This is a genomic window from Acinetobacter sp. WCHA55 (assembly GCF_002165305.2).
Classification (GTDB): Bacteria; Pseudomonadota; Gammaproteobacteria; order Pseudomonadales; family Moraxellaceae; genus Acinetobacter.
Genome location: NZ_CP032286.1, coordinates 2612970 through 2628159 on the forward strand (window position 1 = coordinate 2612970; position 15190 = coordinate 2628159).

Genomic DNA, 15190 nt, shown 5'->3' on the forward strand with positions numbered 1-15190 from the left:
TTATCCTTGCTTTAACAACGTGACTTCATGTGCAGAGAGCATTGGGATTTGTTCTGGCTGTGCAATACCCATTTCATGCCAGATCTGCAATCCATCATTTTTGCCAAACCAGCGCTGCTTTTGCTGCTCAAGTTGTTGTTGCTGTTGCAGTAACTGTTCCAAATCCAAACTGGCAGCAGCTTGATTCAATTGTGCTGAAATTGCATCACGAATATCAGTCACGTCATCCTCAACCAAGACTTGCACATGGTTGAGTAAATAACGATGCTTACCGCCAGTCACGCGCCAGACTAAAGCACGATCTTTAGAGTCAAACTCTTCCACACCTTTCACTGTTTCAATAACTTCAGGACCTGACAAAGCTAAACGACCTTCTTCCGTCATAATGATGGTGCTGCTTAAGCAAGCACTAATACCCATACCACCAAACGCACCACAGGTTCCGCCAATGATGGTAATAATTGGAATACCCGCATTTCGGACTTGCAACATGGCACGCATAATTTCCGAAATGGCAATGAGACCTGCATTGGCTTCATGCAAGCGTACACCGCCAGAATCCACAAAAAATACCACTGCTTGTGATTGATCCTGAATGGCTTTCTGCAATAGACCGACAATCTTTGCTCCGTGGATTTCACCTACTGCACCACCCATGAATTGTCCTTCTTGGGCAATGATATGAATTGGCGTTTGACCGATAGATGCTGTACCAATGATCACACCGTCATCAAAACTGCCCGGAATATCCAAAGCGGCTAAATGTGGACTGGCTTCAATTTCTGCTGGCTTTAATATTTCTTGAAAGCTGTTGTCGTCTACTACGGCCTGAATACGTGCACGTGCAGTTTTTTCATAAAAACTGTTTTTTAACATCACTAAATCCATGTTTTATTCTCCCTTAAACATAGAAATGGCTTGGCTCAGGCGCAAATTCACCACTGCTGGAGTCGCCCCCATATCATTCAATTGGAATTTTAACCCTGCCACAGCATGACGCTGTGCAAATTCATTCAAGACCGATTGCCAAACATGTTGGAAACCCACTGCTGAAGTCGTGACTTCTACTTGGCATACATTGGCTTGATCATGCTGAGACACCAGCACTTCTAAATTTCCAGAACCGACCACACCACAAATGACTGGGGCTTTTTCTACAGTCAATGGTGCAGACTGTATTTCAAATTTTAACTTTTCCATGTAAATCACCAATTTCTGAAGCGACTTGGAGGACTGTATAAACCGCCCGACCATTTAACTAAATCTTTGACTGATTTGGCTGCAAGCAAATCACGGCTGACCTGTGTCGGGTCAATGCCTAAATCTTCAGGACGTTGAATAATGCCGCGTTGGCGTAATTCTTCAACCTTGGCAGCATCACGCTTCATACCCACTGGGGTATAACCTGCTACACCACGAATGGCTTGTTCGCGTTCTTCTGCTGTCCGGCAAAGCAGTAAATTGGCAATACCTTCTTCTGTGACAATATGAGTGACATCTTCACCATAGATCATGATGGGTGGAAGCTCACTTTCCATTTTGTCTTGAAGTTGCCATGCATCTAGCTCTTCAACAAATACAGGATGCATATGTTCACGGTATGTTTCGACGGTTTGCACCACCAACTTACGTCCTTTAATCAGCTTGCCATCGGTCGCTTCACGACCTGCCTTGGTATAAGCATAACTGGCATGACGACGACCATGCGGATCGGAACCCATATTTGGTGCACCACCAAAACCAGAGATACGATCGACCGTAGCTGTAGAACTGTTGCCTTGTAAATCAATCTGCAACGTCGAACCAATGAACAAGTCACAGGCATATAGACCCGCAGTTTGGCTAAAGGCTCGGTTGGAACGCATGCTGCCATCACTGCCTGTAAAGAACACATCTGGACGTTCTTTAATGTAGTCTTCCATACCGACTTCTGAGCCGAAGCTATGGACAGAATCGACAAAGCCACTTTCAATTGCTGGAATCAGGGTCGGATGCGGATTCAATGCCCAGTTGGTACAAATCTGCCCCTTTAGCCCTAAAGATTCGCCATAGGTTGGTAATAACAATTCAATGGCTGCGGTATCAAAACCAATCCCGTGATTCAAACGCTTAATTTGATACGGCGCATAGATCCCTTTAATGACCATCATCGCCATTAAAATTTGCACTTCAGTAATTTGTGCAGGGTCACGGGTAAAAAGTGGTTCTATATAGTTATGCTTGGGACTTTCGATATAGAAGTCTACCCAATCCGCAGGCACATCGACACGTGGTAACTTATCAACAATTTCATTGACCTGTGCAATGACAATCCCGCTCTTGAACGCAGTCGCTTCAACAATTGCAGGGGTATCTTCCGTATTTGCACCTGTATATAAGTTGCCTTCACGGTCTGCTGCATGTGCAGTAATCAAGCATACATTTGGTGTCAGGTCGATAAAGTAACGACCATACAACTCTAAATAGGTATGAATTGAACCAATACTGATTTTTTGCTGCTGAACCAACTGTGCTAAGCGCAAACTTTGTGGGCCTGCAAATGAAAAATCGACTTTAGAGGCAATGCCCTTTTCAAACACATCAATATGACTCGGCAAAGCCAAAACCGATTGCACGATGTGTAAGTCATGAACCACGTCTGGATTACATTGACTTAAGCATTTTGAAAGGAAATCCGCTTGTTTCTGGTTATTCCCTTCTAAACAAACTCGGTCACCACTGGCAATAACAGTTTCTAAAAGTTCAATGACACGCGCATGTTCAACTTGTTTGCTAAAACCTTTTTGTTGTGCAAGATCTAGCTTTGCTTGTCTGCGTGTGCGCTGCTTATCCCATAAGCGCTTCTTAACCATTTGGTTCATGTTGACACCTTTATGCTTTGATTAACCGAAAATGACATTGATCGTAAGGAAAAACACCGATGGTCCAAGTAAACAACCCAAACCTGTATAGAATGTTGCAACTAAGGCACCATAAGGCACTAGGCGTACATCTGTACCCGCCAAACCTGCTGCTGTGCCACTGGTCGTTCCTGCCATTCCACCAAAAACCATTGCAGAACGTGGACTTTTGAGATACATAAATTTTGCGAATAACGGTGTACCAACCATGAAAAACACCGCTTTAATCAGACCAATTGCAATTGATAATGCAATCACTTCTGAGCTTGCACCGATGGCTGAACCCGTTACTGGGCCAACGATATAGGTCATCGCACCTGCGCCAATCGTGGTCATCGAAACGGGATCTTTATAGCCCATCAACCACGCCACCATGGCACCGATCAAAAATGGAATCACGCAGCCAAGTGCAAGTGCGATCAGACCCACCTTTCCTGCTTTTTTCACTTCTTTGACGTCGACTTCAAACGCCGTTGATGCAATGGCCAAGTCACGAATCATGGCACCACCGAGTAAAGCGAAACCTGAGAAAATGGCGATATCTGAAATGCCCTTTTCACCTTGAGTATAAATTCCTGCAAAATAAGCTAAGACCAGCCCCATAGTGATGGCGATAGCTGAGCTTTGTAACTTCCCTTTGGTGAGATATTTCGACAAAAGATGCGACACATACATCATCAACCCAGTCACTGCGAGCGCCGCGACGAGGGCATTTTTGGTAAAAACCGTAATTATTTCTTCCATTGCGTTTCTTCCTTGTAACCGTACAACTGATTGTTATTTCGTGTTATGACAACACCCTTGTCCTTAAACGGCTTTTTCAGTTGGCTCTACAGCCCATTCATAGCTGTCATAGTCGCCACTGGATTTATTCAACCAACGAATCACCAAGACAGTACCAATCAAAGAAGCAAGCGAAACAATTAGACCCAACATCCCGCCCGACATAGCAGCAACAACGTTTTGGCCTGCCGACATGGCAACCACGATTGGAATGTACATACCTGACCAGTACAACACACCAAATTGAGTCACTTGAGGTAAGTGCCCACGTTTAGCTAACAGTTCCTTCGATAGAATTAATAAAATCATGGCGATGGCCACACCACCTACATTGGCTTGCACACCCAGTGCAATCCCGAGGGCATTACCTAGATAAACACCAAGTAAATGGCAGACTGCCAATATGGCTGTTCCGTAAATAATCATTGCTGAATCCTCCCTGGATCATGCAGCGCTTCTAATAATCTGACTTATAATTTGCTATAGTTATAGCTTATCTGTATCCAGTGTACAATGTTTTGTACTCAAATAAACATAAATTGTATACAATTTTTTGGTGATGTATGACTTCAATTGCGGAACTCCCTCTTTCTATTCAAATTAGTAAAAAATTAGAGGACGATATTATTTATGGCTTTTTCCTGCCTGGGACTAAGCTAGATGAACAAGAACTTTGCGAACGCTATGGTGCTTCACGTACCCCAATTCGTGAGGCATTAAAACTATTGGCTGCTGAAGGATTGGTTGAAATTCGCCCACGTCGTGGCGCAATTATTCCAGCCATTAATTCACTTACTCTATGTGAAATGTTTGAGGTGATGGCTGAGTTAGAAGCCATGTGTGGACGTTTAGCCGCACGGCGCATTCAACCTGAAGAAAAGCAAGAATTACAGCGCTTACATCAGTTATGTCAGGATTATTTAAATCAGAACGACTCAGAAAATTATTATGAGGCCAACCGTCTATTTCACTTTGCCATTTATCAGGCCAGTCATAATGCTTTTTTAATTGAGCAAGCCTGTACTCTGCATAAACGTTTGCATCCCTATCGTCGTTTGCAACTCCGTGTGAATAACCGTATGAACAATTCATTCTCTGAACATAATGAAATTCTGGAAGCAATTTTTGCGGGGAATGAACAGCAAGCCGAAGCTCTACTGAAAGCCCATGTTGTAATTCAAGGACAGAAATTTACCGACTTTATTTCAACGTTAGAACATTTAAATGCTTAACTAGAAACTGAACTTGTTTGAGCTGAGTTGTTCATGTTTTTGATGTTTAGCTTCATGTTTAAGACCATTCATGTAGCGAAGATAAATACCAAGAAATACGTATCGATTTCTTGGTATTTTTTTCTTGATGAGCACCTTGATTAGAGCGATATCATGTGGCTTTTCTACCTATAAACCCACCGGATTGAAATCAAGAAGTGACGTGAACGATGCACAACTGCTCTACGTATGATGATGCGATATAGAAATCAGCACTCACATGACATATGATGTCTTATATCTAGTTTTATGTTGAATACTTTCTTATGTCGACTCTCAAAGTAACCTGTGCTGAAAAATATGTTTTGATTGATCAGCAGTTTCAATTTGACTTTCCAGTGCAATACACTGAGTTCCAACAGCTTGATCAAGCACAGTTTGAAACACAAGTTCACAACCAAGATATCATTATTATTAGTGACTTAAATGTGAATGAACAAGTTCTCGCTAATAATCCAAGCCTTAAACTGTTAGCCCTCTGCTCTACGGGGTTTAACCACGTGAACTTGACGTTGCTTAAACAACATGGTGTACAAGTCTGCAATATCCGAGGTTATGCAGGTGATGCTGTTGCAGAACATGCATTTACTCTAATGATTAACCTCATTAAAAACTTTAACCAACAAGTTGATGGCGTGAAACAAGGGCTTTGGTCAACTGGTAACAGTTCATTTTATCTTGCAGCCCCAATGGGTGAACTTAAAAACAAGACCCTAACCATCATGGGTAAAGGTGAAATTGGCTTATCGCTAGCGCAAAAAGCTGAAGCATTTGGCATGAAGGTAATTTACAGTGAACGTAAAAATGCTGAGCAATGCCGTGATGGCTATGTGCCATTTGAGCAAGCTGTACAACAGGCTGATATTTTGTCTTTACATTGCGAACTCAATACAGACACTCAACATATGATTGATGCTTCTGTATTCAAGCTTATGAAAGATAAGAGTATTCTGATTAATGTTGGACGTGGAGGCTTAGTGCATGATGCCGACTTGATTGCAGCCATTGAAAGCAAAAAAATTGCGGGCTTTGGTGCGGATGTTTTAGATCAAGAACCTCCTGCCGAGAATCACTCTTTACTGCAATTGCAACATCAACATGACAATGTGCTAATTACTGGTCATATTGCTTGGGGGACAGACGAAGCACAGCAACGTTTATTTGACATTTTACAAAGTAATATCAATCAAAATATGCAAGGTATAGAGCAAAATCTTGTTTAAATACATCATGCTTCAATAGACTCTGTATCAATAAAAAAAGCAGCTGACTCGAATTAAGTCATGCTGCTTTTTTATATCAGAACTTTAATCGTCGTTAGTCCTAAAACTATTGCTTAAACTTTTTAATGCTTTTGGAGAGATGCGCGCGCATCATTTGACGTGCCAAAAGTCCATCTTGATCTACAATCGCATTGAAAATATTGACATGGTCATGATGTACGTTTTTTAAATAATCTTCACGATTCACAGGGCTGTGTTCAATGGATTTTACTCGCGCGCGCGGAATAATTTTTTCACCTAAGTATTTCAGAAAATCAACAAAATATTGATTTTCAGATGCCTCGGCAATTGCAATATGAAAGTCATAATCCGCTTTCACTGTACCGTCATTCACATCAGACGAAATATGCTTTTCAAAGTCATCCAATGCTACTTTCATTTTATCAATATGCACTTGTTTACGACGTTCTGAAGCAAGAAATACTGCCTCTGACTCTAAACTTATCCGCAATTCCAGTAAGGCCACAATGTCATTGATGGTTTCTAGGCTGGCATTTGAAAGTAAAAAATTTTGCTCTGTGGTTTGCTCTTTGACAAAAGTACCAATGCCATGACGGGTTTCGACATAACCCAAAGAGCGTAATTCGGTAATAGCCTCTCGAATAACCGAACGACTCACTTCAAACTGTTCAATCAGTTCAAGTTCTGTCGGAATTTTCTCTCCAACCGTAAAGTCTCCTGATTGAATTTTTTCAATCAATTGCGCGACGATGATTTGGCTTAATTTTTTTGTTGATCTAGATTTAATCGCACTAGACATAATGAAAGAGACTCACCAAATATTGGAAAATTAGAGACTTAGTTTACTATAACCCGCCCCAATAGTCCTATAGTAAGTTGTTTGGACTTCAGTTGTTATCGGGAGTAGGGATACATCATATCAGTCTGATCGTTTCATTCAAACTAACACTGTTTATTCAAAAAAGGAAATACAAGCCTGACATGCTCGGGCACTATATTTTGAAGCCCAAAGCCTTCAGTAAGATTCGGACTGTTTTGGAAATTTCGCCTCTAACTCTGCTTTTTTATAGGCTTCATAAGACGCTTTGCTAATGATGACCGCAGACTCTCGGCCTTTACGGGTAATTTCGACAGGATCACCCGCAACTGCTTTATCCATAATCATAGACAACAGCGCTTTGGCATTACTACAGTTAAAACTTTCCATAGAATTCTTTCCTAAAAAAGCCACGCCATGATTCATCATAGCGTGGCTCTTGTGCTCTTAAGTCAATTACACTGCTGCTTTGGTTAGTGCACCATTAATCAAGCGATTAATCTGTAAAGGATTTTCATCTTTTAACGCATCTGGTAATAACACCTGCGGGGTATTTTGGTAGCATACTGGACGCATGAAGCGTTCAATTGCTCCTGTACCGACCGATGTGCCACGCGCATCGCTGGTTGCAGGGAATGGACCGCCATGTACCATGGCATCACACACTTCTACCCCTGTCGGGAAGCCGTTAAACAACACACGACCTGCTTTACGAGTAAACAATGCCAATAATTGATGCGCTGTTGCAAGTTCAGCATCTTCACCAATAATGGTTGCAGTCAATTGACCTGCCAATTGTTCCAGACCTTGTAAAAGTGTTGCTTCATCATCTACAGCAATCACAATCGACATTGGGCCAAACACTTCATGTTGTAATTTAGCATTGCCCGACAACAACACACTTTGATCGGCTTGGAACAAATTCGCTGATGCTTGTGAAATTAGGGTTGCTTCCTGCCCTTGCGCAATCAATTCAAAACCTGCTTCGGTCTTTAATTCAGCCACGCCTTGTTGGTAGCTTTTTAAAGTTCCCGGATTCAACATCACTTGCGGAACTGCTTGCTGAGTATGTGCAATCAAACCTGCAACAAACTGGTCAAACTCAGGGCTTTTCACCCCTAGAATAAGACCCGGTTTGGTACAGAATTGACCACACCCCATGTTAAATGAAGCCACAGTTTCTTGCGCAATTTGTACACCACGAGCTGCCAAGGCTTGTGGCATTACAACCACTGGGTTCACACTCGACATTTCAGCAAATACAGGAATTGGCTGTGGGCGGTTTTGCGCAATGTTATACAGCGCCATACCACCTTCCAACGAACCTGTAAAACCAACCGCTTGAATTAGGGGATGTGCCACCAAGTCTGCACCGATACGTCCACCAAAAATCATGTTGAAGGTACCAGCAGGCATTCTGCAATTTACAACGGCTTTTTCGATGGCTTCACCCACCAGTTCAGCAGTTGCCATATGACCCGAATGTGCCTTAAATACCACAGGACATCCCGCAGCTAATGCAGCAACTATGTCACCACCCGCAGTCGAAAATGCCAATGGGAAGTTACTTGCACCAAACACAGCGACTGGACCTAAAGCCACTTTGTATTGACGAATATCAACGCGAGGCATTGGTTTACGTTCAGGCAAAGCTGGATCAATACGCGCAGCATAAAAATCACCGCGACGTAACAATTGAGCAAATAAACGCAATTGACCCGTTACACGACCCGTTTCACCTTGCAAACGAGCCAAAGGTAAACCTGTTTCTAAAGAAGCCACTTCTTGTAGCTTTGGACCCAAAGCTTCAATTTGTACTGCAATTTCTTCTAAAAACTCAGCACGTTGACCTTGAGTCGTTTGGCTGTACACAGCAAATGCAGCATCTGCAGCTTTAGCAGCAGCATCCACTTCTTCAAGTGTTGCTTGGCTGTAGACATAGCCCGTTAACTGGTAGTCTGTTGCGTTAATACTTTCAATTGCAGGTGCATGCGTAGCAACACGCTGACCATTGATAAATTGTTTACCATTATTAATTGCCATGAATGAACTCCAATGCCTGTATCTATAAACTTATTGCGGACCTAAAGTTGCAATTAATGCAGCTAAATCTTCGTAGTCTTTCGGAGTTAAATCACTTAATGGTGGACGTACAGGACCAGCATCATAACCACTAATTTTCGCGCCTGCTTTAATCATACTTACGCCATAACCTGCTTTACGATCACGGATTTGAATTAAAGGAAGGAAGAAATCTTTAATTAAGCGGTCAGTCGTTGCAGTGTCATTCGCACGAATTGCGTTATAGAACTCCATTGCAGTTTTTGGAATAAAGTTAAATACTGCCGATGAATATACTGGGCAACCTAATGCTTTATACGGTGCAGCAAATACTTCCGCTGTTGGTAAACCACCTAAATAAGACAAACGGTCACCTACAGTTTGGGTAATACCGGTCATCATATCGATTTGACCAGAACTGTCTTTGAAACCAATCAGGTTAGGACATGCTTCTGTTAATTGTTGTAATGAATCAAGATTTAAAAGAGATACGCTACGGTTATAGAAAATGACACCGAAGTCTACAGAGTTACACACTTGTTTAACGTGTTCGATCAAACCTTCTTGGCTTGCTTCTGTTAAGTAGTGCGGCATTAAAAGAATACCTTGCGCACCTAAACGTTCAGCTTCTTGTGCTTGTGCAATCGCTTGACGAGTTGGACCACCCGCACCTGCAATAATTGGCACACTGCCCTTACAAGTATCCACCGCAGTCTTGATGACTTCTGAATATTCATTGCCAGTTAATGAGAAAAACTCGCCTGTACCACCCGCAGCAAAAAGTGCACTTGCACCGTAAGGTGCTAACCACTCTAAACGCTTTGCATAGGTTGCTTTGTTGAAATCACCATTTTTGTCAAAGTCAGTTACTGGGAAAGAAAGTAAACCGTCAGAAATAATACTCTTTAACTCAATTGCTTCCATTGTAACTCTCCATAGTCATCTATAAGTTGTCTGACATCCTACAACATAAATTTTGAATATCCAATCTTTTTTCTCAAAAATCCCAAAAAATTGCTCGATAGTTAAATAATAGGCAAAAAATCTTATACTTTTTCAACTAATTGCTGATTTAGTTCCTCTTTTAAAAAGAATAAAATATGATCTTTTATACCTATAAATAAGCGTCTCTTAGGCAAATAAAAAAGTCATCATATCTCTCATGTTTTTTAATTTGTTAGTATTCAATGGTTTAATAAAAATCACATTAAAATCCCAAAAAAACAAATTGCAAACAATTCAAAAATAATCATAAGATGTCATACATCTTTAAAGAATTGCTTAGAGCATTTGGGAAGAAATAGTGTATTTGCTCATGATGCTAGAGTACCTATTTCGTTAAATAGACATGAAGTCACTCTAATTTGAATGCGCACAAATTAGGTTACGGATAGAAGAGTTTGTGTATGGAAAACTTACAAACGCAAAGCGCCGCTACAGTTGCAACGGCCAAACATACCAAGACCCGCTACTTCATTTTAGCGATGATCTTTATTGTCACCTCACTCAATTATGGTGATCGTGCCACCCTTTCTATGGCTGCTTCACCAATGACACAAGAGTTGGGAATTGACTCTGTGACCATGGGCTATATTTTTTCTGCATTCGCATGGGCCTATGTGATTGGTCAGATTCCTGGAGGTTGGCTACTCGATAAATACGGTGCGCGAAAAGTTTATTTTGCCAGTATTTTTTTATGGTCATTCTTCACAGTTTTAATTGGTTTTTCGGATATTTTCGGCAGTACTGGCGCTGTTATTAGTGTCCTGTTTTTATTACGCTTCCTTGTTGGCTTATCTGAAAGCCCTGCTTTTCCAGGCAATAGCCAGATTGTGGCAGCATGGTTCCCCACCAAAGAACGCGGTACAGCAGCCGCCATCTTTAACTCTGCACAGTATTTTGCAACCGTGATCTTTGCTCCATTTATGGGCTGGTTAGTTGCTCAAGTTCATTGGCAATCCATTTTCTGGATTATGGGTGGCCTTGGTATTGTTGTATCGTTTATTTGGCTAAAAGTGATTTATAGCCCAGTCAACCATCCGAGCTTAAATCCTGCTGAATTTGATTACATCAAACAAGGTGGTGGTTTAGTGAACATGGGTGAAGATAAGCAAAATAGCGAAAAGAAAAAGACCTCTTTTGCCGATATTAAGCAATTGGTTTCTTCGCGTATGTTATTGGGTATTTTTATCGCTCAATATTGTATTAACTGTTTGACCTACTTCTTCTTAACTTGGTTCCCTGTGTACCTCGTTAAAGAACGTCATATGACGATCTTACAAGCAGGTTTTGCAGCTGTTGCACCAGCACTCTGTGGTTTTATCGGCGGTATTTTGGGTGGTTTAGTTTCAGACAAATTAATCAAAATGAATCGTTCTGTAACTTTCGCTCGTAAATTACCAATTATTCTGGGTCTATTCTTATCTACCAGCATCGTAATTTGTAACTATGTTGAATCACACACAGCCATTATTTTCTTCATGTCTTTAGCCTTCTTTGGTAAAGGATTTGGTTCACTTGGTTGGGCGGTCATGTCTGACGTTGCACCTAAGGAAATGATTGGTTTATCTGGTGGTTTATTCAATACCTTTGGTAACACTGCGGGTATCGTAATTCCAATCGTGATTGGTTACATCATTAGTTCAACAGGATCATTCAACAATGCCTTGGTATTCGTGGGTATTCACGCTGTGATTGCACTACTTTGCTACTTACTGATGGTAGGCAAGATCGAACGTTTCCAATTGAAAACCACTACAAACTAATCCCCACATTTAACAACTTAGAGCTGGTTCATTTCTCTTGCTGGCTCTAATCTCCAAATTTACAAGGAACGATCATGCAACAAAGACCACTACTCATCAAAATTAATCCGCTCGACAACGTCGCTATCGTGGTGAACGATGGTGGTCTTGCGCAAGGTACGTATGTGGAAGCTCAAGACATTACGCTGACTGAAGCCGTTCCTCAAGGACACAAAGTTTTATTAACAGAATTAAAAGAACATGACCCAATTGTTCGCTACGGCGAAATTATTGGCTATGCCAATAAAGATTTAAATGCAGGTTCATGGGTGAATGAAGCTGTAACGCGCATGCCTGAAGCACCGACTCTAGATTCATTAGACATGGCAACACGCCCTGCCCCAACGTTGGAACCACTCACTGGATATACTTTTAAAGGCTATAAAAACAAAGATGGCTCTGTTGGTACGAAAAACCTTTTAGCCATTACCACCAGTGTGAACTGCGTTGAAGGAATTGTAGATCACGTCGTAAAAGTTGTTGAACGTGAACTTCTGCATAAATATCCAAATGTAGATGGCATTGTCGGCTTAAACCATCTTTACGGCTGTGGTGTGGCAATTGATGCCCCTGCTGCAATTGTACCTATTCGTACTATTCACAATTTGGCATTAAATCCAAATTTTGGTGGTGAAGTCATGGTGGTCAGCTTAGGTTGTGAAAAAATGCAACCAGAGCGCCTACTTAACATTCCAGCAGAAAACAAACGTATTCCAGTTGAAGATCAAGACATTATTCAATTGCAAGATGAACGTCATAATGGCTTCCAAAGCATGATTGACCATATTTTGGCAGTAGCTGAACATCATTTAAAAAAGTTAAATCAACGCCAACGTGAAGATGTCTGTGCCTCAAATCTCGTCGTGGGTATGCAGTGTGGTGGCAGTGATGCATTTTCGGGGGTAACCTCTAACCCAGCTGTTGGTTTCGCATCTGACCTAATTGTTCGTTGTGGCGGAACAGTGATGTTCTCTGAAGTGACTGAAGTCCGTGATGGGATTCATTTACTCACCCCTCGTGCAGCAGACGAACAAGTCGCAAAAGACCTCATTCGTGAAATGCAATGGTATGATGACTACCTTGCAGCAGGTAAAGTTGACCGTAGTGCCAACACCACTCCGGGCAACAAAAAAGGTGGCTTGAACAACATTGTTGAAAAAGCCATGGGGTCAATTGCCAAATCTGGTAGTTCTTCTATTGTCGAAGTGTTAGCACCAGGGCAAAAGCCGACCAAAAAAGGGCTGATTTTTGCGGCGACACCATCAAGTGACTTTATCTGCGGTACCCAGCAAATGGCTTCAGGTATTACCGTACAAGTCTTTACAACAGGTCGTGGTACACCGTATGGTTTAGCCGCTGTTCCAGTCATTAAAATGGCAAGCCGTAATACTATTGCCAACCGTTGGTATGACTTAATTGATATTAGTGCTGGTGATATTGCGATTGGTAAGCGTAGTATTGAGCAAGTCGGTTGGGAACTATTTGAACTCATCCTTCAAGTTGCCAGTGGCGAAAAGAAAACTTGGTCAGACCACTGGGGAATTCATAACTCCCTTGCTGTTTTCAACCCTGCACCTGTGACCTAAATTTTGCTGGGTTAAAGGGATCAGCGTTACTACCTTTAACCCATTCAACTCAGTAATAGGATCAACCTTTTTATGTCGCAAAACACGCTCGCACCCTCAAATAACGTGGGTAAAGCATTGCTCTGTCTTATGACATCTGCTTTTCTGTTTTCCATTATGGGCGTTTGCATTCGTTTTGCTTCAGAAACCGTAGATAATCCAACCGTGGTTTTCTTTAGAAATGCAGTTGGTCTAATTATCTTTATACCCATGCTGTTAAAGCATGGGTTTAGTTTTATTAAAACTGAAAAATTGTGGATGCATACTTGGCGGAGCATCGTCGGCTTAGCAGCCATGTATGGATTTTTCTACGCCATTGCGCATCTTAAGTTGTCCAATGCCATGGTGTTTAGCTACTCTTCTCCAATCTTCATTCCACTGATTGCTTATTTCTTTCTCAAGGAAAAAATTAGTCGAGGCATGATTATTGCAGCTTTTGTTGGTTTAATTGGTGTGTTGTTGGTGGCTAAACCCGATCAAGGGTTATTGAATAGCTTATCTTTTATTGGTTTAGGCGCATGTTTTTTATCTGCAATGGCGTTTGTCACTGTACGTGCATTGACCAATACTGAACCACCAGAACGCATTGTATTTTACTTCTGTATTTTCGGCACACTCATTTCCTCAATTCCCATGTATTGGCACTGGCGTATTTTTAGTTTGAAAGAGTTAGCATTACTCATTACTGCGGGTCTGCTCGCCAACATCAGCCAGCTGTTTATGTCCTATGCCTACAGTCTCGCTCCCGCAGGACAAATTGGACCAATGAATTATATTGCCATCGTATTTGCAGGAATCTGGGGCTTCATTTTCTGGCATGAAATTCCCGATATGTTCAGTATCCTCGGTATCTCTATTATCTTAATCGCAATTTTGGCTTGTAATCCTATGATTACGAATAAAATTAGGCATCTTTTCAAACTCTAAGTTAGTCAAAATCATTTATTAAAAAGTTTAGCTTTTCCCTAAGTGCAGTATGCTGTGTCAAAACGCAAACCTACCCCCGCAATGGTAAAAATATATTTTGGAGTGACCGCAGAATCTCCAATTTTAGTACGTAGTTTTTTCACCAAGATTCGAAGATAATGGGTATCTTCTTCATGACTAATGCCCCATAACTCGGTCATAATTTGCTTTTGCGTAACAATCTTCCCCTGATGGCGAATCAATAGTGCTAACAGTTGAAATTCCTTTTTTGTGAGAACAATTTGTTCATTCGCGAACGTCACTACATGTTCAGCCACATCCACAGATAATTGACCATCATCAAATACAATATTCTGTTCAGACTGTTGTGGTTTATTGCGAAACATCACGCGAATACGGGCACATAATTCCTGAATGCTAAACGGTTTGGTGACATAGTCGTTTGCACCTGCATCAAGCAATTTAATTTTTTGATTTTCATCAGGACGGGCAGATAGCACAATCACAGGAATATCTGACCATTGCCTCATCTCGGTCAACACCTGCTGCCCTTCTATATCAGGCAAACCCAAATCTAAAATCAGTAAATCCGCACCTCGTGTTGCCAAAATTTCTAAGCCTTTCATGCCATTTTCAGCAACATGCACCTGATAACCTTGCGCACGTAAAGCAATGTCTAAAAATTTTCGAATTTGAGGTTCATCATCAATAATTAAAATTGATGCATTCGGATGAGTTGTTTGCGGCATAAATAATAA

At 41.4% G+C, this 15190-nt stretch carries 15 protein-coding genes; 5 read left to right on the forward strand and 10 right to left on the reverse strand.

Going from position 1 to position 15190, the window contains the following annotated elements; translation table 11 throughout:
• From CDG62_RS15380 to madL, 5 genes are all read right to left on the reverse strand, one after another.
• Positions 1 to 888 (reverse strand): biotin-independent malonate decarboxylase subunit beta, encoded by an 888-nt coding sequence (locus CDG62_RS15380; RefSeq protein ID WP_087528177.1) that lies wholly within the window; start codon positions 886 to 888, stop codon positions 1 to 3.
• A gap of 3 nt (positions 889 to 891) precedes the next feature.
• Positions 892 to 1200, reverse strand: a complete 309-nt coding sequence (gene mdcC / locus CDG62_RS15385) for a malonate decarboxylase acyl carrier protein (protein WP_087528178.1) — start codon at positions 1198 to 1200, stop codon at positions 892 to 894.
• A 5-nt stretch (positions 1201 to 1205) separates the two neighbouring features.
• The gene (mdcA, locus tag CDG62_RS15390) at positions 1206 to 2861 is read right to left on the reverse strand and encodes a malonate decarboxylase subunit alpha (RefSeq protein ID WP_087528179.1); all 1656 of its coding nucleotides are present in this window, start codon (positions 2859 to 2861) and stop codon (positions 1206 to 1208) included.
• A 21-nt stretch (positions 2862 to 2882) separates the two neighbouring features.
• Positions 2883 to 3644 (reverse strand): malonate transporter subunit MadM, encoded by a 762-nt coding sequence (gene madM / locus CDG62_RS15395; protein ID WP_087528180.1) that lies wholly within the window; start codon positions 3642 to 3644, stop codon positions 2883 to 2885.
• Positions 3645 to 3707: 63 nt separating this feature from the next.
• Positions 3708 to 4109: a malonate transporter subunit MadL gene (gene madL, locus CDG62_RS15400; protein ID WP_087528181.1), complete on the reverse strand. Its 402-nt coding sequence runs from the start codon at positions 4107 to 4109 to the stop codon at positions 3708 to 3710.
• 137 nt (positions 4110 to 4246) lie between these two features.
• Between madL and CDG62_RS15405 the strand changes: the two genes are divergently transcribed.
• Both CDG62_RS15405 and CDG62_RS15410 read left to right on the forward strand, forming a co-directional pair.
• Positions 4247 to 4915, forward strand: coding sequence for a GntR family transcriptional regulator (locus tag CDG62_RS15405; RefSeq protein ID WP_087528182.1), 669 nt, complete (start codon positions 4247 to 4249; stop codon positions 4913 to 4915).
• Between the two features lie 305 nt (positions 4916 to 5220).
• Entirely contained in the window at positions 5221 to 6177 is a 957-nt protein-coding gene (locus CDG62_RS15410; RefSeq protein ID WP_087528183.1) for an NAD(P)-dependent oxidoreductase, read from the forward strand.
• 106 nt (positions 6178 to 6283) lie between these two features.
• On the opposite strand, the gene CDG62_RS15415 is transcribed toward CDG62_RS15410, so the two are convergent.
• The 4 genes from CDG62_RS15415 to kdgD form a co-directional block, all read right to left on the reverse strand.
• Positions 6284 to 6997, reverse strand: a complete 714-nt coding sequence (locus CDG62_RS15415; RefSeq protein WP_087528184.1) for a FadR/GntR family transcriptional regulator — start codon at positions 6995 to 6997, stop codon at positions 6284 to 6286.
• Positions 6998 to 7213: 216 nt separating this feature from the next.
• Positions 7214 to 7405, reverse strand: a complete 192-nt coding sequence (locus CDG62_RS15420; protein ID WP_087528198.1) for a type II toxin-antitoxin system Phd/YefM family antitoxin — start codon at positions 7403 to 7405, stop codon at positions 7214 to 7216.
• Positions 7406 to 7471: 66 nt separating this feature from the next.
• The gene (locus CDG62_RS15425) at positions 7472 to 9058 is read right to left on the reverse strand and encodes an aldehyde dehydrogenase (NADP(+)) (protein ID WP_087528185.1); all 1587 of its coding nucleotides are present in this window, start codon (positions 9056 to 9058) and stop codon (positions 7472 to 7474) included.
• Between the two features lie 30 nt (positions 9059 to 9088).
• Complete coding sequence (gene kdgD, locus CDG62_RS15430; RefSeq protein ID WP_087528186.1) at positions 9089 to 10000, reverse strand: 5-dehydro-4-deoxyglucarate dehydratase; 912 nt, start codon at positions 9998 to 10000, stop codon at positions 9089 to 9091.
• A gap of 482 nt (positions 10001 to 10482) precedes the next feature.
• Here kdgD and CDG62_RS15435 point away from each other — a divergent pair, with 482 nt between their 5' ends.
• From CDG62_RS15435 to CDG62_RS15445, 3 genes are all read left to right on the forward strand, one after another.
• Positions 10483 to 11841, forward strand: coding sequence for an MFS transporter (locus tag CDG62_RS15435; protein ID WP_087528187.1), 1359 nt, complete (start codon positions 10483 to 10485; stop codon positions 11839 to 11841).
• Positions 11842 to 11915: 74 nt separating this feature from the next.
• Positions 11916 to 13466 (forward strand): galactarate dehydratase, encoded by a 1551-nt coding sequence (gene garD / locus CDG62_RS15440; RefSeq protein WP_087528188.1) that lies wholly within the window; start codon positions 11916 to 11918, stop codon positions 13464 to 13466.
• Between the two features lie 72 nt (positions 13467 to 13538).
• Positions 13539 to 14432, forward strand: coding sequence for a DMT family transporter (locus tag CDG62_RS15445; RefSeq protein WP_087528189.1), 894 nt, complete (start codon positions 13539 to 13541; stop codon positions 14430 to 14432).
• 38 nt (positions 14433 to 14470) lie between these two features.
• On the opposite strand, the gene CDG62_RS15450 is transcribed toward CDG62_RS15445, so the two are convergent.
• Positions 14471 to 15181 carry a response regulator gene (locus CDG62_RS15450; protein ID WP_087528190.1) on the reverse strand — a complete coding sequence of 237 codons (711 nt, stop codon included), beginning with the start codon at positions 15179 to 15181 and terminating at the stop codon, positions 14471 to 14473.
• Positions 15182 to 15190 lie beyond the last annotated feature (9 nt).